Raw genomic sequence first — 22,413 nt, forward strand, 5'->3', positions numbered from 1 at the left:
GTGACGGAACGCTTTTATAACCAGAAATAGTTGGTACCCATGATTAGCACACTGCTTACCAAGATTATCGGCAGCCGGAACGACAGAACGCTCAAGGCTTTGCGCAAAATTGTAAAACAGATCAATGCCATGGAGCCGCAGTTCGAGGCTCTCTCCGATGCCGAGTTGCAGGCCAAAACGGCTGAATATCGTCAGCGTATCGAGCAGGGTGAGACCCTGGAGCAGTTGCTGCCGGAAGCGTTCGCGACCGTGCGTGAAGCCTCCAAGCGTGTGTTTGGCATGCGCCACTTCGATGTGCAGCTGATCGGCGGCATGGTGCTGAACTCCAACCGCATCGCGGAAATGAAGACTGGTGAAGGTAAGACCCTGACCGCCACCCTGCCAGCTTACCTGAACGCCCTGAGCGGCCGTGGTGTGCACGTGGTAACGGTGAACGACTATTTGGCCAAGCGTGATGCGGAGGCGAACCGCCCGCTGTTCGCCTTCCTCGGCATGACAGTCGATTGCAATGTGCCCGGTATGGATGCGTCCCAGAAGCGTGACGCCTACGCCGCCGACATCACCTATGGTACCAACAACGAATTCGGTTTTGACTACCTGCGCGACAACATGGCGTTCTCGCCGGAGCAGCGGGTACAGCGCCCGCTCAACTACGCGCTGGTGGATGAGGTGGACTCGGTGCTTATCGATGAAGCCCGTACTCCGCTCATCATCTCCGGCCCGGCTGAAGACAGCTCAGAGCTCTATATCCGCGTCAACAAGCTGATCCCGCTGCTGGTCAAGCAGGACAAGGAAGACACCGAAGAGTACACCGGCGACGGTCACTACACAGTAGACGAGAAGAACCGTCAGGCCCTGCTGACCGAAAACGGTCAGATCTTCGTGGAAGAGCTGCTCAAGAAAGAGGGGCTGCTGGACGAGAACGACTCCCTGTTCTCCGCCTCTAACATCAGCCTGCTGCACCACGTCAACGCAGGTCTGCGCGCCCATACCCTGTTTGAGCGCAACGTGGACTACATCGTCCAGAAAGACGAGATCGTCATTGTTGACGAGCACACTGGCCGTACCATGCCGGGTCGTCGCTGGTCAGATGGTCTGCATCAGGCCGTTGAAGCGAAGGAAGGGGTGAAGATCCAGAACGAGAACCAGACGCTGGCATCCATCACCTTCCAGAACTACTTCCGTCTCTACAACAAGCTGGCGGGGATGACAGGTACTGCGGATACAGAAGCCTTTGAATTCCAGCAGATTTATGGCCTGGATACCGTAGTTATCCCGACCAACAAGCCAATGGTGCGCAAGGACATGGGCGATCTGGTCTACCTGACCGCCAATGAGAAGTATGCCGCCATCATCGAAGATATCCGTCAGTGCGTGGCCAAGGGCCAGCCTGTATTGGTTGGTACAGTCTCTATCGAGAACTCCGAGCTGCTCTCCGGCATCCTGACCAAGGAGAAGATCCCGCACAAGGTGCTGAACGCCAAGTTCCACGCCATGGAAGCGGAGATCGTCGCCCAGGCCGGTCAGACTGGCGCGGTCACTATCGCCACCAACATGGCCGGTCGTGGTACCGACATTGTGTTGGGCGGTAACTGGCAGGCAGAGATTGCCAAGCTGGAGAACCCGACCAGCGAGCAGATTGCAGAGCTGAAAGCTGCCTGGCAGGTGCGTCACGATGCGGTGCTGGCCGCCGGTGGTCTGCACATTATCGGCACCGAGCGTCACGAATCCCGTCGTATTGACAACCAGCTGCGCGGCCGTTCCGGTCGTCAGGGTGACCCGGGCTCCTCCCGTTTCTACCTCTCCATGGAAGATACCCTGATGCGGATCTTCGCCTCCGATCGCGTGACCGGCATGATGAAGAAGCTGGGCATGGAAGAGGGCGAAGCCATCGAGCACCCGTGGGTCACCAAGGCGATCGAAAACGCCCAGCGCAAGGTGGAAGGTCGCAACTTCGACATCCGCAAGAGCTTGCTGGAGTTTGATGACGTTGCCAACGACCAGCGCAAGGTGGTCTATGAGCAGCGCAACGAGCTGCTGGATACCAACGACATTTCCGAGACCATCCACGTTATCCGTGATGATGTGTACGGCGCAGTGATCGATGAGTACATCCCGCCCCAGTCTCTGGAAGAGATGTGGGATGTGCCTGGCCTGGAAGCGCGCCTGAAGGCCGACTTCGCGCTGGATCTGCCGCTGCAGCAGTGGCTGGCGGAAGACGACAAGCTGTACGAAGAGAAGCTGCGCGATCGCATTCTGGACGAAGCCACCAAGCTCTATGCCCACAAGGAAGAGCTGGTCGGCAAAGAGGTGCTGCGCAACTTCGAGAAAGCGGTGATGCTGCAAACCCTGGATGGTCTGTGGAAAGAGCATCTGGCGGCCATGGATCACCTGCGTCAGGGTATCCATCTGCGCGGTTACGCCCAGAAGAACCCCAAGCAGGAGTACAAGCGCGAATCCTTCGATCTGTTCACCCAGATGCTGGAAACCCTCAAGCGCGATGTGGTCAGCATCCTGAGCCGTGTTCAGGTGCAGGAGCGCGATGTGGAAGCGATGGAAGAGCAGCAGCGCCAGCAGGCGGAAGCCGCTCCCCGTACCTATACCCACGCCGCTGCCGAGAGCCAGCTGGCCGATGAACAGGCTGCAGGCGAAGAGGGTCACACCACCTTCGTACGTGACGAGCAGAAGGTCGGTCGCAACGATCCCTGCCCGTGTGGTTCCGGCAAGAAGTACAAGCACTGCCACGGTCAGTTGACCTGATCGACGCTATGCCATAACAGGCGGGCCAAGTGCCCGCCTTGTTATTGGTGGCAACAAGCGAACAGAGGTAATTGATGGAACAGAAAAAACGGATCTGGGTGGCGGTTGGCGTCATCGAGAATGAACGGGGCGATATCTTCATCGCCAGACGCTCCTCCGATCGCCATCAGGGAGATCGCTGGGAGTTTCCCGGTGGCAAGGTCGAGTCGGGTGAGGATCTGCTCACCGCACTGGATCGGGAGCTGTGGGAAGAGATCGGCATCCGGGTATTGGATTGTGCCCCCTTCATGGAACTGCAGCACGACTACCCCGAGAAGCAGGTGTTGCTGGATATCTGGAAGGTGACCCGTTTCAGCGGCGAGCCGTTCGGCAAGGAGGGGCAGGAGTGTCTGTGGGTGCCGGTGGCCGAGCTGAACAACTACCACTTCCCCGATGCCAATGGCCCGATTGTAGCGCGGCTTCGAGGCCTGCTGGCGTGAGCCGGTAGTAATCAACAAGCATGAAAAAAGGGCCAATCGGCCCTTTTTTGATTTTGCAGAGGTGAGTGATCTGGGACTTATAGCCACTGATCACCCTCTTCCGGCTCAGGCAGCAGATCTGGGTTGATCTCCCCCGGGATCCGCTTCTCTTCATCGGCCCATTCGCCAAGATCGATCAGCTGGCAGCGCTTGCTGCAGAAGGGGCGGAACGGGCTCTGCGGGCCCCATTCCACTGCACTCTGACAGGTCGGACACTTTACCTTGGTGACCATAAGCCCTCCTTAGCAGCAGGCGAGCTGGAACGGCACGTCGCCAATCGGCTGTTCTGCGGTGGGCAGAAAGCGCAGGGCGAAGCGGTTCTTGTGGCCGCTCAGAGTCGGGTAGCAGAACAGATTGCCCGGCAGCTTGATGCGGATCAGCTCGGCGCTCTCGGCGGTGTCCTGGAAGAAACCGTTGCTGGCAACCTGCTCACTGAAGCTGCCTGATTCACGCCACAGGCGCAGCAGGAGAGTGATGGCATTCATCAGCAGGTTGATATCGCTCAGCCAGCCCTGCATCTGCTGGTGACGGGTGATGGCCGGGGTGCAGAGCCAGTGGTGCAGCTGCGGCACATCGAAGGCACACAGGCCACCCGGGATGGAGAAGCGCTGGCGAATGGAGCCGAGCAGACGATCCTCTTTCAGGCGGGCACCCGGGCGTGGTGAATTGAGCAGATTGCGGGAGAGCTGGCTGCTCTCTTGCTGCATCAGTTTGATCTGCTCCAGATCGACATCGGGCAGGCTGGCCCAGTGGCTCAGACGCTGGCCGAGACGCTCCAGATCCTTGATGAGGTCGGCGCGCAGGTCACCACGCTCCAGCAACTCCTGCAGATCGAACAGCCCCTTGAAGAAGGCGATATGTGCCCAGGATTGTTCACTCTCCAGATTGTCGCGGATCTGGGAAAACAGGGACTCCAGACGAAGATAGGTCCGGCTTTTTTCATTGAGGGGGAAATCGTAAATCATGCCTAATCCTGGCCAGCCATAAACCGGCCTAGTGTACTCACACTTGGCGGCCTTGTTGAGAGGCAATTGCCAGATATGTCTCGTGCAGTGCCAAAATCTGCGTTTTAATCGCCATTTCGCTACCATTGTGGTTTTCGATGACATCATCCGCCGCCGCGAGGCGCTCCGACCGGCTCGCCTGGGCGGCGATGATGGCCCGGGCCTGCTCGGCCGATACCCCATCCCGGCGGCAGGTGCGCTCAATCTGGGTGGCTTCATCCACATCGATCACCAGCACCCGGTTGGCGAGGCCGGTGAGTTTGTTCTCCACCAGTAGTGGCACCACCAGCAGGCAGTAAGGTGAACTGGCTGCGGCACATTGGCGCTGCATTTCACTGCGAATCAGCGGGTGGAGCAGGGCATTGAGCCACTCCTTGGCCTGCGGGTCGCTGAAGACCCGCTCGCGCAGGGCGCGACGGTCGAGTTGACCGCTCGGATCAATCACATTCGGGCCAAAATGGTCGGCGATGGCGGCAAGGGCCGGGGTGCCCGGCTCGACCACTTCGCGGGCGATCACATCGGCATCCACCACCTCGATACCCAGCGCGGCAAACTGATTGGCGATAGTGGTCTTGCCGCTGCCGATACCACCTGTGATAGCAACTACATACATGGGGGCCTCTTGCTCAAAGCAGGGTAGAGAGATACCAGCGGGTGATGGTATCGCCCCATAGCAGCGCAATCCAGCCCGCGATGGCGAGGTAGGGGCCGAAGGGGATGGGCTTGCCCTGATGATGTTTTTGCAAGGCGATCAGGCTGATGCCGATCACGGCGCCGACCAGAGATGAGAGCAGCAGAATTATGGGCAGCGCCTGCCAACCGAGCCAGGCGCCCAGCGCCGCTAGCAGCTTGAAGTCGCCATAGCCCATCCCCTCCTTGCCAGTGAGCAGCTTGAAAGCCCAGTAGAGGCTCCAGAGCACCAGATAGCCCGCCATGGCGCCGATCACGGCATCCGCCAGCGGTACGAAGCCACTTGCCAGGTTGAACAGCAGCCCGCCCCACAGCAGTGGCAGGGTGAGCTGGTCGGGCAGCCACATCTTGTCGAGATCGATAAAGGTGAGGGCGACCAGCACCCAGGTCAGCAACAGGGCGGCCAGTGTGCCCCAGCCCGGTGTTATGACCATGGCTACGGCTACCGATAGCAGGGCGGTCAGCAGCTCTACCAGCGGATAGCGGGCCGAGATGGGGGCCTGACAGTCGCGGCAACGCCCTTTGAGCCAGAGCCAGCTCAACAGCGGGATGTTCTCAGCGCAGTGATGGCGTGACCACAGTGAGGGCATGCGGAGCGCGGCACCATCAGGTTGTAGCGCTCTGGCGCAACGGCCTCTTCGTCGGGGGCGAAGTAGCTGCGATACTCGGCCTGCCACTCCCGCTCCAGCATGATGGGCAGGCGGTGGATGACCACATTAAGGAAACTGCCGATCATCAGGGAGAAGAGAAAAACCAGCGAGAAGTAGAGCCAGGGCAAGCTGTGAGCCAGCTCGAGAAGAAGTGTCATAACCAACCGTCAGTTATTGAATGAGGGGAGGGCATGGTTTTGGTGCCATGCCCTGATAAATCAGCCTACCACGTCGCCAAGCTTGAAGATGGGCAGGTACATGGCGATAACCATGCCGCCGACCAGCACCCCGAGCACCACCATGATGAGGGGTTCCAGCAGGCTGGTGAGGCCATCGACCAAGTCATCCACCTCCTGTTCGAAGATGGTGGCGACCTTGGAGAGCATATCATCGATGGCGCCGGACTCCTCACCGATCATCACCATCTGGATCACCATGTCGGGGAAGAGATCGACGGTGCGCATCGCCACGTTGATCTGCATGCCTGCCACCACCTCGTTGCGGATCGCCATGACGGCGGTGCGATAGACATAGTTGCCGGAGGCACCTGCTGCCGAAATCAGCGCATCCACCAGCGGGATACCGGCGGAGAAGGTGGTCGACAGGGTGCGGGCAAAGCGAGCCATGGCCGCCTTGTGCAGGATCATTCCGACCACTGGGATAGTGAGTACGAACTTGTCGGTATTGTCTTTCACCTTCTGGGAGGCCCGCCAGGCCCGCACATAGAGGAAGATGCCAAGGGCCGTGCCACCAAAGAAGACATACCACCAGTTCTGCATAAAGCGGGAGATGCCGATGACAAACTGGGTGAACACCGGCAGCTCGGCACCAAAGCTCTTGAAGATATCCTCGAACTGCGGAATGACGAATAGCAGCAGGATGGAGGTAACCACGATGGCGACCAGAATGACCATGGTGGGGTAGAACATCGCCTTCTTGATCTTCGACTTGAGCGCTTCCGACTTTTCCCGATAGGTGGCGATACGGTCGTAGATGGTTTCCAGCGCACCGGATTGCTCACCGGCTTCCACCAGATCGCAGTAGAGATCGTCAAAGTAGAGGGGATGGCGACGCAGCGCTTCCGACATGGGGGTTCCGGTCTCAACATCGGCGGCAATCTGCCCCATCAGCTCGCGCATCGAGGCTTTCTCGTGGCTGCGGGCGATGATCTGCAGGCTCTGTACTAGTGGTACGCCGGCGGAGAGCATGGTGGTGATCTGACGGGAGACGATGGCGATATCCATCGGTTTGATCTTGGCGCCGCCCTTGGAGAAGAGCCCTTGGGATTTTTTAGCCACCTTGGTGACGTTGACCCCCTGCTTGCGCAGTTCGGTCTTGACGGTGTTGATGCTGTCGGCCTGCAGCTCGCCGGAGACCTTCTGCCCCTTGCGATTAACCCCGTGCCAGCGGAAGGCGAAGACTTTCTTGGGGGCATTGTTCTTTTTCGTTAGGGTTGCCATCTTTGCATCCTGCAATGGGGTTGGTTGTCAGAGTCGGACTCTGCGCGTCACCAACCTGGTCAAGGTGCCCGACTGGCTTGATGCCTGTGGGGTACTGATAGGGTGGGCGGTACCTTCTTGGCGCCAGCCCAGTCACTTGAATATCTGATTACTCTGTTGGCCGGACTATAATCCGTTCCGTATTCGTGAACGGCTGATAGACTCTGCCAACCAAACCGGCGGGTCGTTCCGCACACGGATCAGTTGGTGGTGACCCGGTTGACCTCGGCCAGACTGGTGACCCCGAGCCGGGCCTTCTCCAGTCCCGAGGTACGTAAGGTACGCATCCCCTCTTTCTGCGCGATAGCAGCGATTTGCAGGGAGTTGGCCCCCTGCATGATTAATTTGGCGATGTTCTCCGACATCAGCATGATTTCGTATATGCCGACCCGCCCCTTGTAGCCGCCGGAACACTCCTTGCAGCCGACCGGTTTGAACAGTCGCAGTCCGGCTGCCAGCTGCTGCGGCGTAAAGCCCAGCTCCAGCAGTTCGGCTTCCGGCACCACTTCCGGCGCTTTGCAGTGGTCGCACAGTTTACGGGCCAACCGCTGGGCCATGATCAGGGTCACCGAGGAGGCGATGTTGAAGGCCGGAACCCCCATGTTCATCATCCGGGTCAGGGTCTCGGCGGCGGAGTTGGTATGCAGGGTGGATAGCACCAGGTGGCCGGTCTGTGCCGCCTTGATGGCGATTTCGGCGGTTTCGAGATCGCGAATTTCACCCACCATCACCACATCCGGGTCTTGCCGCAAAAAGGATCGCAGGGCACTGGCGAAGGTGAGCCCCGCCTTGGGATTGACCTGCACCTGATTGACGCCGGGCAGGTTGATCTCCACCGGATCTTCGGCGGTAGAGATATTGACCTCGGTGGTGTTGAGAATATTGAGGCCGGTATAGAGCGAGACCGTTTTGCCCGAGCCGGTGGGGCCGGTCACCAGGATCATCCCCTGTGGCTTGGAGAGGGCGCGCAGGTACTGCGCCTTCTGCCGGTCATCAAAGCCGAGTTGCTCGATATTGAGGCGTGCCGCCGAGGAATCGAGCAGACGGATAACGATCTTCTCCCCCCACATGGTGGGCAGGGTGTTGACCCGCATATCCATCGATTTGTTGCGTGACAGCTTCAGTTTGATGCGGCCATCCTGCGGCAGCCGCCGCTCGGCGATATCGAGTCGCGCCATCACCTTGAGGCGGGCGGAGAAGCGGTTGGCCAGATTGACCGGCGGGGTGGCGATCTCGTGCAGGATGCCATCGATGCGAAAGCGGACCCGATACTTGAACTCGTAGGGCTCGAAGTGCAGGTCAGAGGCGCCGCGCTTGATGGCATCCATCATGATCTTGTTGATGTACTTGACGATGGGGGCATCGTCATCGGCGGTATTGACGCTCTCGTCCAGCCGACTGTTCTCGTCGGAGACCTCGAGATCCGAAATCTCGGATTCGTCGATATCCTCCATGCCGAGGGCGTCGCTCTCGTTCTCTAGCAGCTTGGCTATGGCGGCGGTGAGCTTGTTCTCCTCTACCAGCAGGGCCTCGGTATGGAGCCCGAAGCTGAAGCCGAAATCCTCCAGTGCCGACACATTGGTCGGATCCGACATGGCGATATAGAGGGTGTGGCCCTGGGTGTAGATGGGCAGGACGTGGTGCTTGTCGATAAGCTTTTGATTGAGGAACTTCTGTGGGATCTCGGCCAAATCAAAGGCGGCAAGATCCAGCAGAGGTACCCCATACTCCAGCTCGCAAAAATCGGCCAATGCCTTGCTGTCGAGGATGCTGTTCTCTATCAGAAAGGTCACAAAGGGTTTGCGCTGGGCCTTTGCCTGGCTCAGATAGCGCTGGGAGTCCTCTTCACTTATCAGTGAAGAGGCGGCCAGGCTTAACGCCAGGCCGCTGTTAGGGCTAGAGGTCATTATTATGGGCAATAAGCTATATCGTCTGAACCATCCAGATCACATTTTTTGCTCCACACTAAAGGAGCTGTCGATGAGGCACTGAGAATAAATTTGTCATTAGTAGTTAAGGGGGACAATACGTTGCCATTTTTAGGCACAGCAGTAATTACATAGTCTGCAGCAGAAGACGCTTTTGTTAATGTAACTGAGACATTTCCAGAGCTAACAGCTGCGGGTAAATCAGTTCCTGCTACACAGTTACCGCCTTGTTGGGCACAGACTTCAGCTTGTGTTTTGATTGCGCCTGTAGCGGCAACTAGTTCTGTCATTTTGGCTTTTTTGGTGTAGTTCTGATATGCAGGCAATGCAATCGCCGCCAGAATGGCCACGATCGCGACCACGATCATCAGTTCAATAAGGGTAAAACCCGATTGTTTCTTCATGTCAAATGTCCTTTTATCCTTGGTTCCTGGGAAGTGTCGGTAGAAAACCATCCGAACGTCAGTATCTTATCCGAGCTGTCAGGGGTGGCAACAGAGATTGCTGCCTTTGTTAACCACTTTCATGTCATTTACCAAAAACTTGATGCGAGTCATAAAATAAGTGGCTTCTTATGACTCTTTGTTACGGGTGAAAGCGGGTCCGTCATTACACTCCTTTGCTGAGGGATCCTGCATAAAGAAAAGGCGCCCATGGCGCCTTTTGCAAGTTGTTTATCCGGTTAGCTCGAGTATTTGCTCAGGCTTGCGGGGTGAATCTCACTGCTGGATAAAGCGCATGGAGAGATCGAGCGCCCGCACATGCTTGGTGAGCGCCCCGACCGAGATAAAATCGACGCCGGTGGCGGCAAACTCGGCCAGAGTGTCGAGGGTGACATTGCCGGAGACTTCCAGCTTGGCGCGACCCTGATTGATGGCAACCGCTTCCCGCATCATGGCAACATCGAAGTTGTCCAGCATCACGATATCGGCGTTGGCCGCCAGCGCCTGCTCCAGTTCTGCCTGTGATTCCACTTCCACCTCCACCGGTTTACCCGGATTGAGATGACGAGCCTCATTAATCGCCTCGGCAATGCCGCCACAGGCGAGGATGTGGTTCTCCTTGATGAGGTAGGCGTCGTAGAGACCGATGCGATGATTCTTGCCACCACCGCAGGTGACTGCGTACTTCTGGGCGGTGCGCAGCCCGGGGATGGTCTTGCGGGTGTCGAGCAGGCGGCAGTCAGTGCCCTCCAGCTCTGCCACATAGCGAGCGGTGAGGGTGGCGACGCCGGAGAGGGTCTGGACAAAGTTCAGGGCATTGCGCTCGCCAGTCAGCAGCTGGCGGGCAGGACCATGGAGGCGAAACAGCTCCTGATTGGGGGAGAGCACTTCCCCATCCTGCACCTTCCACTCCACCTTTACGTCGCCGCCAAGCTGGACAAACACCTCATCTACCCAGGGCTGGCCGCAGAACACTCCGGCCTCACGGGTAATGACCCGGGCGCTGGCCATCCGAGCGGCCGGGATCAGCTGGGCGGTGATATCGGCGCTGGCGTCCGGTTGGTCCAGCGTGGTGAGGGCATCGCCCAGATCTTCGAGTAGTGCGGCGCGCACGGCGCGGCTGACATCCTGTTGAAACATGCCTTATTCCTGCAAGGGTCTGAGCAGCAGTTGCCGCTCCTTTTGAACCAGCTCCAGCCGACCGAGGGCGTTCATGCCAACCAGCACTTCGTCACCGTCTGCCGCCGGATTGATAAAGATGGCCAGATCGTACAAGGTCAATGGCCCCATCGCCAGCGTTTCGATGGTGCCGTTGCCGACCCGGATCTGCCCCGCGGCAGTATTGACCTGGCTGCTGCCGTGAGCGGTCAGGCCGAGCCGCTCGGCAACCTGCTGCGGGATGGTGATCCGGGTGGCGCCGGTATCGAGCAGCAGTTGCACCGGCTGGCCGTTGATGGCACCCTCCAGACGATAGTGGCCGCTCTGGTCGGCTCGCAGCAACAGCTCGCCGCTGGCGGTGACGCTGGGTTGGTTGCGGGAGTGAAAATAGAGGGTCAGCAGACCCATCAAAGAGAGCCAGGCCAGTAACCACATCCAGCGTGCCGTGTGCTGCATACCCCATCCATATCGAGCGGAAGATGACTCAGCCTAACATACCATTTCCCGTTGATTCAGTGAGTTGGTGCCGGGTTGCCTATCGCGTATCTTCGTTTTTTCGCCATTTATCAGCCAACTCGAGTAGCCGATGACTCAACTTGCTTCGCAACCTTGTTTCTCTATCGATGCCACTGGCTGGTGCCAGCAGGCGCGCCGGGTGCCTTCTCACCATCACAACGAACGGGCCGCGCCGGATGATATCTCCCTGCTGGTGGTTCATGGCATCAGCCTGCCGCCGGGGGAGTTCGGTGGCCCCTTTATCGACGATCTCTTTATGGGGCGACTCGACCCCGATGCTCACCCCTATTTTGCCGGTATCCATCAGCTGAGGGTCTCGGCCCACTGCCTGATCCGCCGTGATGGCGAGCTGGTGCAGTATGTGCCATTCGGCGCGCGCGCCTGGCACGCTGGTGTCTCGAGCTGGCAGGGGAGGGAGGCATGCAATGACTTCTCCATCGGCATCGAGCTGGAAGGGACTGACGAAACCCCCTATACCGAGGCTCAATACCGGGCGCTGGCGGGGCTCACCCGAGCCATCTCGGAGCGCTATCCGGCCATCACCCACGAAAAAATTGTCGGCCATTGCGATATCGCGCCAGGGCGCAAGACGGATCCCGGAGCCAGTTTCCAGTGGGATTACTACCGTCAGTTACTAAACAGCTAAAGTAAATATTCAAATTTAGTTTGGATTTTAAAATCAATGGCTTGCCTATCTGGCAGGCCATTTTTGTCTCTGGTTGCGCAAATGTTATTTGTGAGCGAGGTCAAGAATATTGGTCAGACCATTTTCTATGAGCTAAATCATGTTTCCCCTGCTTTACCTCTTAAGTGGTGGGGCTGATTCTTGACTCAGATCATCTTTTGAGTGGACTTTTCAAAAGGCCTCTGCTAATTTTCGCCCCATCCATAAAATTGGTAATACCAATTTAACAAAGTAGCCTCATGCCCTATCGCAAGATTACGCAACCCAAGTTGGCCGACTCCATTGTCGCCGAGCTGGAACAGATGATTCTGGAAGGCAGCCTGCAACCGGGGCAGAAATTGCCTCCCGAGCGGGAACTCGCCATCCAGTTTCAGGTATCGCGCCCCTCCTTGCGCGAAGCCATCCAGCGACTGGAAGCGCGCGGATTGCTTTATCGCCGTCAGGGCGGCGGCACTTATGTGCAGAATGCCCTGAGCAAGGGGATCGCCGATCCTCTGTTCGAACTGCTCAGTACCCACCCGGAAGCCCAGTATGATCTGCTGGAGTTTCGCCACGCGCTGGAAGGCATCTGTGCCTACTACGCGGCCTTGCGGGGAACCGGGTCTGATTTCGAGCGCATTCGTCAGGTGCAAACCACCATCGAAGAGGCGGGCCAACTCGGTTCGCTGGTGGCCGAGTCGGCAGCCGTGACCCAGTTCTATCTGGCGGTGGCCGAGGCCTCCCACAACGTGGTGCTGCTGCACCTGCTGCGGGCCATGAGCCCGATGCTCGAACAGAACATTCTGCAGAATAACGAGATTTTGAATCGCCGCCCGGGAGTGGTAGCCAAGATACGTCGCCATCGCGCGAATCTGATCGAGGCTATTCTTTCGGGGGCTCCGGAGCGGGCCAGAACAGCTTGTCATGAGCATCTGGCCTTTATCGAGGACACCTTGTTGGATATGCAGAGGGAAGACAGCCGGATCCAGCGATCCATGCGTCGGATCCGTCAGCAGGAAAACTAATCCCACAAGGCTTTATTGTCGAATGCTTGCGCCCTTCGCCGTGCAATGCCGTGCAATCACAACAACATAGGAACCAGCCATGTCTGATATCCTGAAGAACGATGTGGACCCGATAGAAACGCTGGAGTGGCTTGCCTCTCTGGAATCCCTGCTGCGTGAAGAGGGTCCGCAACGCGCTCAGTTCATCCTTGAACAGTTGGCCGAGAAAGCCCGCGTAAGCGGTGTGGACGTGGCTGCCAAGGCAAATCGCGATTACATCAACACCATCCCGTCCAGCGACGAGCCGGACTACCCGGGTGACCTGGAGATGGAGCGCCGCATTCGCGCCATCATCCGCTGGAACGCCATGATGATCGTGCTGCGCGCGTCCAAGAAAGACCTGGACCTGGGTGGTCACATGTCTTCCTTCGCTTCTTCTGCGACCATCTATGATGTCTGCTTCAACCACTTCTTCCGTGCTCGCAACGAGAAGGATGGTGGTGACCTGGTTTACTTCCAGGGTCACATCTCCCCGGGCATCTATGCTCGCGCCTTCGCTGAAGGTCGTCTGACCGAAGAGCAGCTGGACAACTTCCGTCAGGAAGTGGACGGCAAGGGTATCCCTTCCTATCCGCACCCGAAACTGATGCCGGACTTCTGGCAGTTCCCGACCGTTTCTATGGGTCTGGGCCCTATCGCCGCCATCTATCAGGCGCGTTTCCTGAAGTACCTGACCGACCGTGGCATCAAGGATTGCTCCGAGCAGACCGTTTACGCCTTCCTGGGTGACGGCGAGATGGACGAGCCGGAAGCCAAGGGTGCCCTGACTGTTGCCGTGCGTGAAAAGCTCGACAACCTGGTGTTTGTGGTTAACTGCAACCTGCAGCGTCTGGATGGTCCGGTTGTCGGTAACGGCAAGGTCATCAACGAGCTGGAAGGCCTGTTTGCTGGCGCCGGTTGGGATGTCACCAAGGTTATCTGGGGTCGCAAGTGGGATGAGCTGCTGAAGAAAGACACTTCCGGCAAGCTGATCCAGCTGATGAACGAGACTGTGGACGGTGACTACCAGACCATGAAGTCCCGCGACGGTGGCTACATCCGCGAGCACTTCTTCAACCGTTATCCGGAAACTGCCGCGCTGGTCAAAGACATGACCGACGAGGAGATCTTCGCTCTGAACCGCGGTGGTCACGATCCTCGCAAACTGTTCGCTGCGTTCAACAAGGCGACCCAGACCAAGGGCAAGCCGACCGTTATTCTGGCCAAGACCATCAAGGGTTACGGCATGGGTGAAGCGGCTGAAGGCAAGAACATCGCTCACCAGGTCAAGAAGATGGAGCTGGACTCCGTGCGTCACCTGCGTGACCGCTTCAACCTGCCGGTGGCTGACGAGCAGCTGGCCGATCTGCCGTACCTGAAGATCGAAGCCGGTTCTGCCGAGCACAAATACCTGCACGACCGTCGCACTGCCCTGAAAGGCTATGTGCCGACCCGTCTGCGCGAAAGCACCACCAAGCTGGAAATCCCGGCACTGGATGCCTTCGGTCCGCTGCTGGGCGAGCAGGCGCGCGAAATCTCCACCACCATGGCGTTCGTGCGTTCCCTGAACGTGATGCTGAAAGACAAGTCCATCGGCAAGCGCATCGTGCCGATCCTCGCTGACGAAGCCCGTACCTTCGGTATGGAAGGTCTGTTCGCCAGATCGGTATCTACAGCCCGCACGGTCAGCAGTACACCCCGCAAGACCGCGACATCGTCTCCTACTACAAGGAAGACAAGCAGGGTCAGGTTCTGCAAGACGGTATCAACGAGCTGGGCGCCATGTCCTCCTGGCTGGCTGCTGCGACCTCTTACAGCACCAACGATTGCCCGATGATCCCGTTCTACATCTACTACTCCATGTTCGGCTTCCAGCGGATCGGCGACATGGCGTGGGCAGCCGGTGACCAGCAAGCCCGTGGCTTCCTGCTGGGTGCGACCTCCGGTCGTACTACCCTGAACGGCGAAGGTTTGCAGCACGAAGATGGTCACAGCCACATCCTGGCGAACACCATCCCGAACTGCATCTCCTACGACCCGTCCTACGCCTATGAAGTGGCGGTGATCGTACAGGACGGCCTGCGCCGCATGTACGGTGAGAACCCGGAGAACGTGTTCTACTACATCACCACCCTGAACGAGAACTACGCCATGCCGGCCATGCCGGAAGGCGCCGAGGAAGGCATCCGCAAGGGTATCTACAAGCTGGAATCCGTCGCCGGTGCCAAGGCGAAAGTTCAGCTGCTGGGTTGTGGCTCCATCCTGGGTCACGTGCGCAAGGCTGCCCAGATCCTGGCCAGCGAGTATGGCATCGGTTCCGATGTATTCAGCGTCACCTCCTTCAACGAGCTGGCTCGTGACGGTCAGGACGCGGATCGCTGGAACATGCTGCACCCGACTGCCGAAGCTCGCGTACCGTACATCGCTCAGGTACTGGGTTCTGAAGCCACCATCGCTGCGACCGACTATATGAAGTCCTTCGCCGATCAGGTTCGCGCCTTTGTTCCGACCGAGAACTACCGCGTGCTGGGTACCGACGGTTACGGCCGTTCCGACAGCCGTGCCAACCTGCGTCGTCACTTCGAAGTGAACGAGTTCTACGTGGTGGTTGCTGCCCTGACCGAACTGGCCAAGCGCGGCGAGGTAGACAAGCAGGTTGTGGCCGACGCCATCGCCAAGTACGGCATCGATGCCGACAAGGTCAACCCGCTGTACGCGTAAGTGGATCAAGGGTCGCGCCGTCATGCGGCGCGACCCTGCCAGGATTTAAAACGGTTAACGCGAGATGTGCGTGGCGGCATCAGCCAGTCACGCGGATCGACGCAAGAGGATAAAGCACAATGTCCAAACAGATTATGGTGCCGGATATCGGCGCCGATGAGGTTGAAGTCACCGAGATCATGGTGGCCGTGGGTGACAAGGTCGAGCTGGACCAGTCCATCATCGCGGTAGAAGGCGACAAGGCCTCCATGGAAGTACCGGCCCCGTCCGCCGGTATCGTTAAAGAGATCCTGATCAAGGTAGGCGACAAGGTTGCCACCGGTTCCCAGATCATGATCTTCGAAGCCGAAGGCGCTGCCGCCCCTGCTGAAGTGGCTGCACCGGTTGCTGCTGCTCCGGCCGCCGCACCTGCCGCTGCCGTGCGCAAAGATGTGCACGTACCGGACATCGGTGACGACGAAGTGGACGTGACTGAAATCATGGTTGCCGTGGGCGACATGGTTGAAGCTGACCAGTCCATCATTGCCGTGGAAGGTGACAAGGCCTCCATGGAAGTACCTGCACCGTTCGCAGGCCGCGTGGTCGAGATCAAGGTTGCCGCTGGCGCCAAGGTCTCTACCGGCTCTCTGGTGATGGTCTTTGAAGTAGCTGGCGCTGCGCCTGCTGCCGTTGCTGCTCCGGCTCAAGCTGCCGCGCCCGTGGCTGCTGCCCCGGTTGCCGCTGCTGCCAAAGAGGTCAACGTACCGGATATCGGTGGCGACGAAGTGGAAGTCACCGAGATCATGGTTGCTGTGGGTGACAAGGTTGAAGCCGACCAGTCCCTGATCGCCGTGGAAGGTGACAAGGCCTCCATGGAAGTGCCTGCGCCGTTCGCCGGTGTGGTCAAAGAGATCAAGGTGAAGGCGGGTGACAAGGTCTCCACCGGTTCCCTGATCATGGTCTTCGAAGTAGCTGGCGCAGCTCCTGCCGCCGCGCCGGTTGCTCAAGCTGCAGCTCCGGTCGCTGCAGCCCCTGTTGCTGCTGCTCCGGCTCCGGTTGCACAGGCTACTGCCGCTGCGACCGATTTCGTTGCCAACGACGCTTACGTGCACGCCTCTCCGGCGGTACGCCGTCTGGCGCGCGAGTTCGGCGTCAACCTGGCCAAGGTGAAAGCCTCCGGTCGCAAGGGCCGCATCGTCAAAGAAGACGTGCAAGCCTACGTGAAGGATGCCATCAAGCGTGCCGAGTCCGCTCCGGCCTCTGCTGGCGTAGCCGGTGGCAACGGTCTGGGCGTACTGCCGTGGCCGAAAGTAGACTTCAGCAAGTTCGGTGATGTGGAAGAGGTCGAGCTGACCCGCATCCAGAAGATCTCCGGTCCGAACCTGCACCGCAACTGGGTCATGATCCCTCATGTCACCCAGTTCGACGAAGCCGATACCACCGAGCTGGAAGCGTTCCGCAAAGAGCAGAATGCGATGCTCGAGAAGCAGAAGGCCGACGTGAAGATCACCCCGCTGGTGTTCATCCTGAAAGCCGCCGCCAAGGCGCTGGAAGCTCACCCGCGCTTCTGCAGCTCCCTGTCCGAAGATGGCAGCAAGCTGATCATGAAGAAGTACATCCACATCGGTGTGGCGGTAGATACCCCCAACGGTCTGGTTGTGCCCGTGGTTCGTGATGTTAACAAGAAGGGCATCATGGAACTGTCTCGCGATCTGGCCGAGATCTCCAAGAAGGCCCGTGCCGGCAAGCTGACCGCTGCCGACATGCAGGGCGGTTGCTTCACCATCTCCAGCTTGGGTGGCATCGGCGGTACCAGCTTTACCCCGATCGTCAACGCGCCGGAAGTGGCCATCCTCGGTGTTTCCAAGTCCGAGATGAAGCCGAAGTGGAATGGCAAAGAGTTCGCGCCGCGCCTGATGCTGCCGCTGGCTCTGAGCTACGACCACCGCGTGATCGATGGTGCCGATGGGGCTCGCTTCATCACCACCATGAACGGCGTGCTGTCCGACATTCGTCGACTGGTCCTGTAAGTGAGAGGGCGGGCCCAGAGCCTGCCCTTTTTACTTCTCATTTCATTAACATGATCGTAAACTTGCCCCGTTTTTTTCACGGCTGCAGCCACCCGTTTCGGTATAAGACTGCGCTGTCCGGGGATATAAGAACGACAAAGAGGTCATGATGAGTAAAGAAATCAAAACCCAGGTCGTAGTACTGGGTGCTGGCCCTGCCGGTTATTCCGCTGCTTTCCGTGCAGCCGATCTGGGTCTGGATACTATTATCGTCGAGCGTTACTCCACCCTGGGTGGCGTCTGCCTGAACGTGGGCTGCATCCCCTCCAAGGCGCTGCTGCACGTTGCCAAAGTGATTGAAGAAGCCAAGGCGCTGGCCGAGCACGGCATCGTCTTCGGTGCACCGCAGACCGACATCGACAAGATCCGTCTGTGGAAAGAGAAGGTTATCAACCAGCTGACCGGCGGTCTGGCTGGCATGGCCAAGATGCGTAAAGTTCAGGTTGTTAACGGCTTGGGTAAATTTACCGGCCCGAACACGCTCGAAGTGACCGGGGAAGACGGCAAGACTACCGTGACCTTCGACAACGCCATCATCGCGGCCGGTTCCCGTCCGGTGAAGCTGCCGTTCATCCCCCACGATGACCCCCGCGTATGGGACTCTACCGATGCGTTGGAGCTGAAAACCGTTCCCGGCAAACTGCTGGTTATCGGTGGCGGCATCATCGGTCTGGAGATGGGTACCGTTTACTCCTCTCTGGGTTCCGAGATCGACGTGGTGGAATTTGCCGACCAGCTGGTTCCGGCTGCCGACAAAGACATCGTCAAGATCTACACCAAGCGCGTTGCCAAGAAATTCAACATCATGCTGGAGACCAAGGTCACCGCAGTTGAAGCGCGCGAAGACGGCCTGTACGTCTCCTACGAAGGCAAGCACGCTCCGGCCGAGCCGGTTCGTTACGACAACGTGCTGGTTGCCGTAGGTCGTGTGCCGAACGGCAAGATGCTGGATGCCGAGAAGGCAGGCGTTGCCGTGACCGAGCGTGGTTTCATCGAGGTGGACAAGCAGCTGCGTACCAACGTGGCGCACATCCACGCCATTGGTGACATCGTGGGTCAGCCGATGCTGGCGCACAAAGGTGTTCACGAAGGTCACGTTGCCGCTGAAGTGATCGCTGGCAAGAAGCACTACTTCGACCCGAAAGTGATCCCGTCCATCGCCTATACCGAGCCAGAGATGGCATGGGTTGGTCTGACCGAGAAGGAAGCCAAGCAACAGGGCCTGAACTTCGAAGTCGCCACCTTCCCGTGGGCTGCTTCCGGTCGCGCCATCGCGTCCGACTGCTCCGACGGTATGACCAAGCTGATCTTCGACAAGGAGAGCGGCCGCGTCATCGGTGGTGCCATCGTGGGTACCAACGGTGGTGAACTGCTGGGTGAAATCGGTCTGGCCATCGAAATGGGTGCGGACGCCGAAGATATCGCGCTGACCATCCACGCTCACCCGACTCTGCACGAGTCCGTGGGTCTGGCTGCCGAAGTGTTCGAAGGCTCCATCACCGACCTGCCGAACGCCAAGGCCAAGAAGAAAAAGTAATTTTCTTCCCCGCTTGTCTAAAAAGCCGCTCGAATGAGCGGCTTTTTGTTTTCTCCTTGCTGCCCCGACTTCGACAAAGCCCAATATGCTAAAGATAGGTTTTGGCACTGATGAGAGAGGCACGATGCTAGAAGCACCCATTCCACCCGATGAGGCATTGCGGTTGGAGACCCTGCGGCGGCTCTCTTTGCTGGATTCCGAGGCCGAGGAGCGGTTTGACCGGCTGACCCGCATGGCCCGACGGGTGTTCAATGTCCCCATCGCGCTGGTGAGTCTGGTGGATGAAGATCGCCAGTGGTTCAAATCCTGTATCGGTCTGGAGGTCCGTGAGACCGCGCGGGACATCTCGTTCTGTGGCCACGCCATCATGGGCAATGAGACCTTTATCGTGCCGGATGCTTCGCAGGATCCCCGCTTTGCCGACAATCCGCTGGTGGTGGGCGGGCCCGGCATCCGCTTCTATGCCGGACAGCCACTGCGGATCGCCAACGGCTGCAAACTTGGGACACTCTGCATCATCGATACGGTGCCGCGGGAATTGAGTGAGGAGGATGTGGGGCTGCTCAAGGATCTGGCGGCGATGGTGGTGCGGGAGCTCGAAGCAGTGCAGCTGGCCACCATTGATGAGTTGACCCTGATCTCCAATCGGCGTGGGTTCGTGATGCTGGCGGAGAAGAGCCTCTCGCTTGCCAGTCGCTTGCAGATGCCGCTGGCGCTGCTCTATCTGGATCTCAATGGCTTCAAGGGGATCAATGATCGGTGGGGGCATGCAGAAGGGGATCGGGCTCTGATCGCCTTTGCCACTCTGCTAAAGCAGGCTTTTCGTGGTGCCGACGTGTTTGCCCGCATGGGCGGCGATGAGTTTGCCGTCCTGTTGCCCAATGTGATGGAGGTGCAGGCGCAACTGGCCTATGAGCGTTTCAATGCCATCTTGGCCGAGCACAATCAGCACAGTGGTTGCGGCTATGCGCTGACCTGCAGCACCGGGATTGTCTGCTATGACGGGCACGGCTGTGTCTCCCTGGCCGAGCTGCTCACCCGCGCGGATGAGCTGATGTATCAGCGCAAACGGGATGGCAAGGGCTGACAGCTATGCCGGATTAGCCGCCACCAAAACAACAGAGAGCGCCACGGCGCTCTCTGTTGTTGATGGCTTAGGTCAAGGCCTGGGTCAGAGTCGGAAGTTGCCAACCAGCTTGTCCAGCTGACCGGAGAGCTGCTGCAGGCTGCGGCTCGATTCGGTCAGCTGGTGGGCGATATCGGCGGTCTCCATGGTGAGCTGGTTGATATCTTCCACGTTGCGGTTGATCTCACCGACCACACTGGACTGCTCCTCGGTGGCGGTGGCGACCTGGATATTCATGTCGTTGATCTGGGTGATGTGGGCGGTGATCTGGCCGAGGGCTGCGTTGGCCTCATCGGCCTGGCTCACCACCTCCAGACTCTGGTTGCGCCCCTGTGCCATGGCGCTGACGGCGCGGGCACTCTGCTCCTGCAAGCGGTTGATCATCCCCTGGATCTCGGCGGTCGAGGCGGCGGAGCGGTTGGCCAGATTGCGCACTTCATCTGCCACCACGGCGAAACCGCGACCCTGTTCACCGGCGCGAGCGGCCTCGATAGCAGCGTTCAATGCCAGCAGGTTGGTCTGCTCCGAGATGCTGCGGATGGTTTCAAGGATACTGCCGATGGAGTCGGTCTGGCTCGCCAGCGACTCGATGACCCCGGCCACCTGCTCAATTTCGCCGGAGAGGTCGACGATGCCGTGGCGCGCCTGCGCCACCACTACCGCACCCGCATCGGCCTGATCGTTGGCCTGTCTGGCGACTTCGGCTGCCAGAGAGGCGTTACCGGCGATCTCGCTCACCGTGGCACCCATCTCGTGAATGGCGGTAGCCACCTGTACGGTACGGTCACGCTGGGCAGTACAGTTGTGCTGGGTCAGCTGCGCCTTGTTGGCCACCTCGTTGGCGGTGGCCGCGAGCTGGCGGGAGTTCTCTGCCACCTGCTCTATGGAGCCGTGGATCTTGGCGACGAAGTTGTTGAAGCCGGTGGCGACCTGACTCAGCTCGTCACGCCCTTCCACCTTGAGGCGCTGGGTGAGATCCCCATCGCCGCTGCCCAGCTCTTTGAACAGGCGGGCCAGCTCGTTGAGCGGGCGGCTGACCGAGCCTGCCAGCAGCATCCCCATCAGCCCCATGGCCAGCGCAATCACCAGCGAGATCATCAGGATCTCGTTGCGGGTCTGATCCAGCTCGGCATAGATCTCGGCTTCTGGCACCTGGGCCACCAGATACCAGTCGAGCAGCGGGATATAGCTGCTGGCCAGTACCATGGGCTCGCCATTGACTTCGGCGTTGATGACGGCAAAGGGACGTTTGGCCAGCAGGCTGCCGGTATCTCCGCTGGCAATGTTGCCAAGAGTGTCACGCTCGATGCGGTTGGCCTCGGGGTGCAGCTTCACCTTGCCGCTGCCATCGACCATAAAGACGATGCCGCTCTCTTCCAGCCGGAAGTTGGAGACCATGGTCACCATGGTGTCGAGGGATTTGGCAAAGCCGGCCAGCCCGCGCCCGTTGAGCTGCTGGAAGTTGACGAACAGCTTCACCTCGCCGTTGCTCTCGCGGAAGATGCTGAGGGTCATCTCCTTCTGGCTCTTGGTGTAGTCATAGAACCAGGCGTCCTGCGCTGGGGTCAGGTTGCGCAGAAAGCCATCCTGGTTGTAGTAGGCGGCACTCTGGCGATCGGCGAAGGAGGCGGTCACCAGACCATACTGGTTGGCCACATCCTTGAGCTGGTTGATGAGGATTGGCTCCTGCTCTTTGGGCATGCCCCGATCCACCCAGTCGAGGATGAAGCGGTCGGTGGCCAGTTGGCGGGCGGCCTGGGCGATGCCGTGGAGATCCTGTTCAATCTCCTTGCTGATCCGCTGAGTCAGGTTGGGGAGCTCCTGCTCGAACATCCGGTTTTCGATCAGTTGCTGGGCCGAGCGTTGGCTGAAGTAGCCTACCAGCAGGCAGGAGACGACCACGGCCAGGGTGACCGTGGCCAGTATTTTCTGTTTAAGAGTGAGGGTTGCCAGCATAAAGGTGCTCAAAAGGTTGAGATTGACGACGCTCATATTAGCGGCAGCGCAGCGCTACCCATGAGGCTTGCAGCCCTTTATTTGCGGATTACGTTTGCGCTCACAGGGGCGGCGACTCGCCCCTTCGGCATGCTGCACAGGCGGGATGCGGA

The 22,413-nt window shown here is 58.9% G+C and carries 16 protein-coding genes and 2 pseudogenes; 8 read left to right on the forward strand and 10 right to left on the reverse strand.

Annotated features, from left to right (window positions below; all coding sequences use genetic code 11):
* The first annotated feature begins 39 nt into the window (after positions 1 to 39).
* Together secA and mutT are read left to right on the forward strand one after the other, a co-directional pair.
* On the forward strand, positions 40 to 2,760 hold the full coding sequence (gene secA / locus ACTG19_RS14995; RefSeq protein WP_439989217.1) for a preprotein translocase subunit SecA: 2,721 nt from the start codon (positions 40 to 42) through the stop codon (positions 2,758 to 2,760).
* Positions 2,761 to 2,834: 74 nt separating this feature from the next.
* Entirely contained in the window at positions 2,835 to 3,239 is a 405-nt protein-coding gene (gene mutT, locus ACTG19_RS15000) for an 8-oxo-dGTP diphosphatase MutT (RefSeq protein WP_439989218.1), read from the forward strand.
* Positions 3,240 to 3,316: 77 nt separating this feature from the next.
* Here the strand turns inward: mutT and yacG are convergent, their stop codons facing one another.
* The 9 genes and pseudogenes from yacG to ACTG19_RS15045 form a co-directional block, all read right to left on the reverse strand.
* Positions 3,317 to 3,511, reverse strand: coding sequence for a DNA gyrase inhibitor YacG (gene yacG, locus ACTG19_RS15005; RefSeq protein WP_439989219.1), 195 nt, complete (start codon positions 3,509 to 3,511; stop codon positions 3,317 to 3,319).
* 9 nt (positions 3,512 to 3,520) lie between these two features.
* Complete coding sequence (zapD, locus tag ACTG19_RS15010; RefSeq protein ID WP_439989220.1) at positions 3,521 to 4,243, reverse strand: cell division protein ZapD; 723 nt, start codon at positions 4,241 to 4,243, stop codon at positions 3,521 to 3,523.
* A gap of 37 nt (positions 4,244 to 4,280) precedes the next feature.
* Positions 4,281 to 4,895 (reverse strand): dephospho-CoA kinase, encoded by a 615-nt coding sequence (gene coaE, locus ACTG19_RS15015; protein WP_265062002.1) that lies wholly within the window; start codon positions 4,893 to 4,895, stop codon positions 4,281 to 4,283.
* A gap of 13 nt (positions 4,896 to 4,908) precedes the next feature.
* Positions 4,909 to 5,780: pseudogene (locus ACTG19_RS15020) on the reverse strand (prepilin peptidase).
* Between the two features lie 60 nt (positions 5,781 to 5,840).
* Positions 5,841 to 7,082, reverse strand: coding sequence for a type II secretion system F family protein (locus ACTG19_RS15025; protein WP_005336136.1), 1,242 nt, complete (start codon positions 7,080 to 7,082; stop codon positions 5,841 to 5,843).
* 239 nt (positions 7,083 to 7,321) lie between these two features.
* On the reverse strand, positions 7,322 to 9,028 hold the full coding sequence (tapB, locus tag ACTG19_RS15030; RefSeq protein ID WP_042058702.1) for a PilB family type IVa pilus assembly ATPase TapB: 1,707 nt from the start codon (positions 9,026 to 9,028) through the stop codon (positions 7,322 to 7,324).
* A 2-nt stretch (positions 9,029 to 9,030) separates the two neighbouring features.
* Positions 9,031 to 9,453: a pilin gene (locus ACTG19_RS15035; RefSeq protein ID WP_439989221.1), complete on the reverse strand. Its 423-nt coding sequence runs from the start codon at positions 9,451 to 9,453 to the stop codon at positions 9,031 to 9,033.
* Between the two features lie 315 nt (positions 9,454 to 9,768).
* Positions 9,769 to 10,632, reverse strand: coding sequence for a carboxylating nicotinate-nucleotide diphosphorylase (nadC, locus tag ACTG19_RS15040; protein ID WP_439989223.1), 864 nt, complete (start codon positions 10,630 to 10,632; stop codon positions 9,769 to 9,771).
* Between the two features lie 3 nt (positions 10,633 to 10,635).
* Positions 10,636 to 11,106, reverse strand: coding sequence for a retropepsin-like aspartic protease family protein (locus ACTG19_RS15045; RefSeq protein ID WP_040068932.1), 471 nt, complete (start codon positions 11,104 to 11,106; stop codon positions 10,636 to 10,638).
* 130 nt (positions 11,107 to 11,236) lie between these two features.
* On the opposite strand from ACTG19_RS15045, the gene ampD reads away from it, so the two are divergent.
* The 6 genes and pseudogenes from ampD to ACTG19_RS15075 all read left to right on the forward strand — a co-directional run bounded on the left by ampD (position 11,237) and on the right by ACTG19_RS15075 (position 20,266).
* Positions 11,237 to 11,812, forward strand: a complete 576-nt coding sequence (ampD, locus tag ACTG19_RS15050) for a 1,6-anhydro-N-acetylmuramyl-L-alanine amidase AmpD (RefSeq protein WP_439989224.1) — start codon at positions 11,237 to 11,239, stop codon at positions 11,810 to 11,812.
* Between the two features lie 278 nt (positions 11,813 to 12,090).
* Positions 12,091 to 12,855 (forward strand): pyruvate dehydrogenase complex transcriptional repressor PdhR, encoded by a 765-nt coding sequence (pdhR, locus tag ACTG19_RS15055; protein ID WP_005336127.1) that lies wholly within the window; start codon positions 12,091 to 12,093, stop codon positions 12,853 to 12,855.
* Positions 12,856 to 12,934: 79 nt separating this feature from the next.
* Positions 12,935 to 15,594, forward strand: a pseudogene (gene aceE / locus ACTG19_RS15060) (pyruvate dehydrogenase (acetyl-transferring), homodimeric type).
* Positions 15,595 to 15,713: 119 nt separating this feature from the next.
* Entirely contained in the window at positions 15,714 to 17,603 is a 1,890-nt protein-coding gene (gene aceF, locus ACTG19_RS15065; protein WP_005355085.1) for a pyruvate dehydrogenase complex dihydrolipoyllysine-residue acetyltransferase, read from the forward strand.
* A gap of 148 nt (positions 17,604 to 17,751) precedes the next feature.
* Positions 17,752 to 19,179: a dihydrolipoyl dehydrogenase gene (gene lpdA, locus ACTG19_RS15070; protein ID WP_005341659.1), complete on the forward strand. Its 1,428-nt coding sequence runs from the start codon at positions 17,752 to 17,754 to the stop codon at positions 19,177 to 19,179.
* A gap of 124 nt (positions 19,180 to 19,303) precedes the next feature.
* The gene (locus ACTG19_RS15075; RefSeq protein ID WP_252656284.1) at positions 19,304 to 20,266 is read left to right on the forward strand and encodes a sensor domain-containing diguanylate cyclase; all 963 of its coding nucleotides are present in this window, start codon (positions 19,304 to 19,306) and stop codon (positions 20,264 to 20,266) included.
* A gap of 84 nt (positions 20,267 to 20,350) precedes the next feature.
* On the opposite strand, the gene ACTG19_RS15080 is transcribed toward ACTG19_RS15075, so the two are convergent.
* The gene (locus tag ACTG19_RS15080; RefSeq protein WP_252656283.1) at positions 20,351 to 22,261 is read right to left on the reverse strand and encodes a methyl-accepting chemotaxis protein; all 1,911 of its coding nucleotides are present in this window, start codon (positions 22,259 to 22,261) and stop codon (positions 20,351 to 20,353) included.
* Positions 22,262 to 22,413: the final 152 nt, after the last annotated feature.

It is taken from the genome of Aeromonas sp. 3P (assembly GCF_051919745.1).
GTDB lineage: Bacteria > Pseudomonadota > Gammaproteobacteria > Enterobacterales > Aeromonadaceae > Aeromonas > Aeromonas veronii.

Bases quoted from the DNA above. Each gene is read 5' to 3' on its own strand.
- ACTG19_RS15035 (WP_439989221.1), bottom strand. From the start codon at position 9,453: ATGAAGAAACAATCGGGTTTTACCCTTATTGAACTGATGATCGTGGTC.
- ACTG19_RS15075 (WP_252656284.1), top strand. From the start codon at position 19,304: ATGCTAGAAGCACCCATTCCACCCGATGAGGCATTGCGGTTGGAGACC.
- nadC (WP_439989223.1), bottom strand. From the start codon at position 10,632: ATGTTTCAACAGGATGTCAGCCGCGCCGTGCGCGCCGCACTACTCGAA.
- zapD (WP_439989220.1), bottom strand. From the start codon at position 4,243: ATGATTTACGATTTCCCCCTCAATGAAAAAAGCCGGACCTATCTTCGT.
- lpdA (WP_005341659.1), top strand. From the start codon at position 17,752: ATGAGTAAAGAAATCAAAACCCAGGTCGTAGTACTGGGTGCTGGCCCT.
- yacG (WP_439989219.1), bottom strand. From the start codon at position 3,511: ATGGTCACCAAGGTAAAGTGTCCGACCTGTCAGAGTGCAGTGGAATGG.
- aceF (WP_005355085.1), top strand. From the start codon at position 15,714: ATGTCCAAACAGATTATGGTGCCGGATATCGGCGCCGATGAGGTTGAA.
- ACTG19_RS15045 (WP_040068932.1), bottom strand. From the start codon at position 11,106: ATGCAGCACACGGCACGCTGGATGTGGTTACTGGCCTGGCTCTCTTTG.
- ACTG19_RS15080 (WP_252656283.1), bottom strand. From the start codon at position 22,261: ATGCTGGCAACCCTCACTCTTAAACAGAAAATACTGGCCACGGTCACC.
- secA (WP_439989217.1), top strand. From the start codon at position 40: ATGATTAGCACACTGCTTACCAAGATTATCGGCAGCCGGAACGACAGA.
- coaE (WP_265062002.1), bottom strand. From the start codon at position 4,895: ATGTATGTAGTTGCTATCACAGGTGGTATCGGCAGCGGCAAGACCACT.
- pdhR (WP_005336127.1), top strand. From the start codon at position 12,091: ATGCCCTATCGCAAGATTACGCAACCCAAGTTGGCCGACTCCATTGTC.
- tapB (WP_042058702.1), bottom strand. From the start codon at position 9,028: ATGACCTCTAGCCCTAACAGCGGCCTGGCGTTAAGCCTGGCCGCCTCT.
- ACTG19_RS15025 (WP_005336136.1), bottom strand. From the start codon at position 7,082: ATGGCAACCCTAACGAAAAAGAACAATGCCCCCAAGAAAGTCTTCGCC.
- mutT (WP_439989218.1), top strand. From the start codon at position 2,835: ATGGAACAGAAAAAACGGATCTGGGTGGCGGTTGGCGTCATCGAGAAT.
- ampD (WP_439989224.1), top strand. From the start codon at position 11,237: ATGACTCAACTTGCTTCGCAACCTTGTTTCTCTATCGATGCCACTGGC.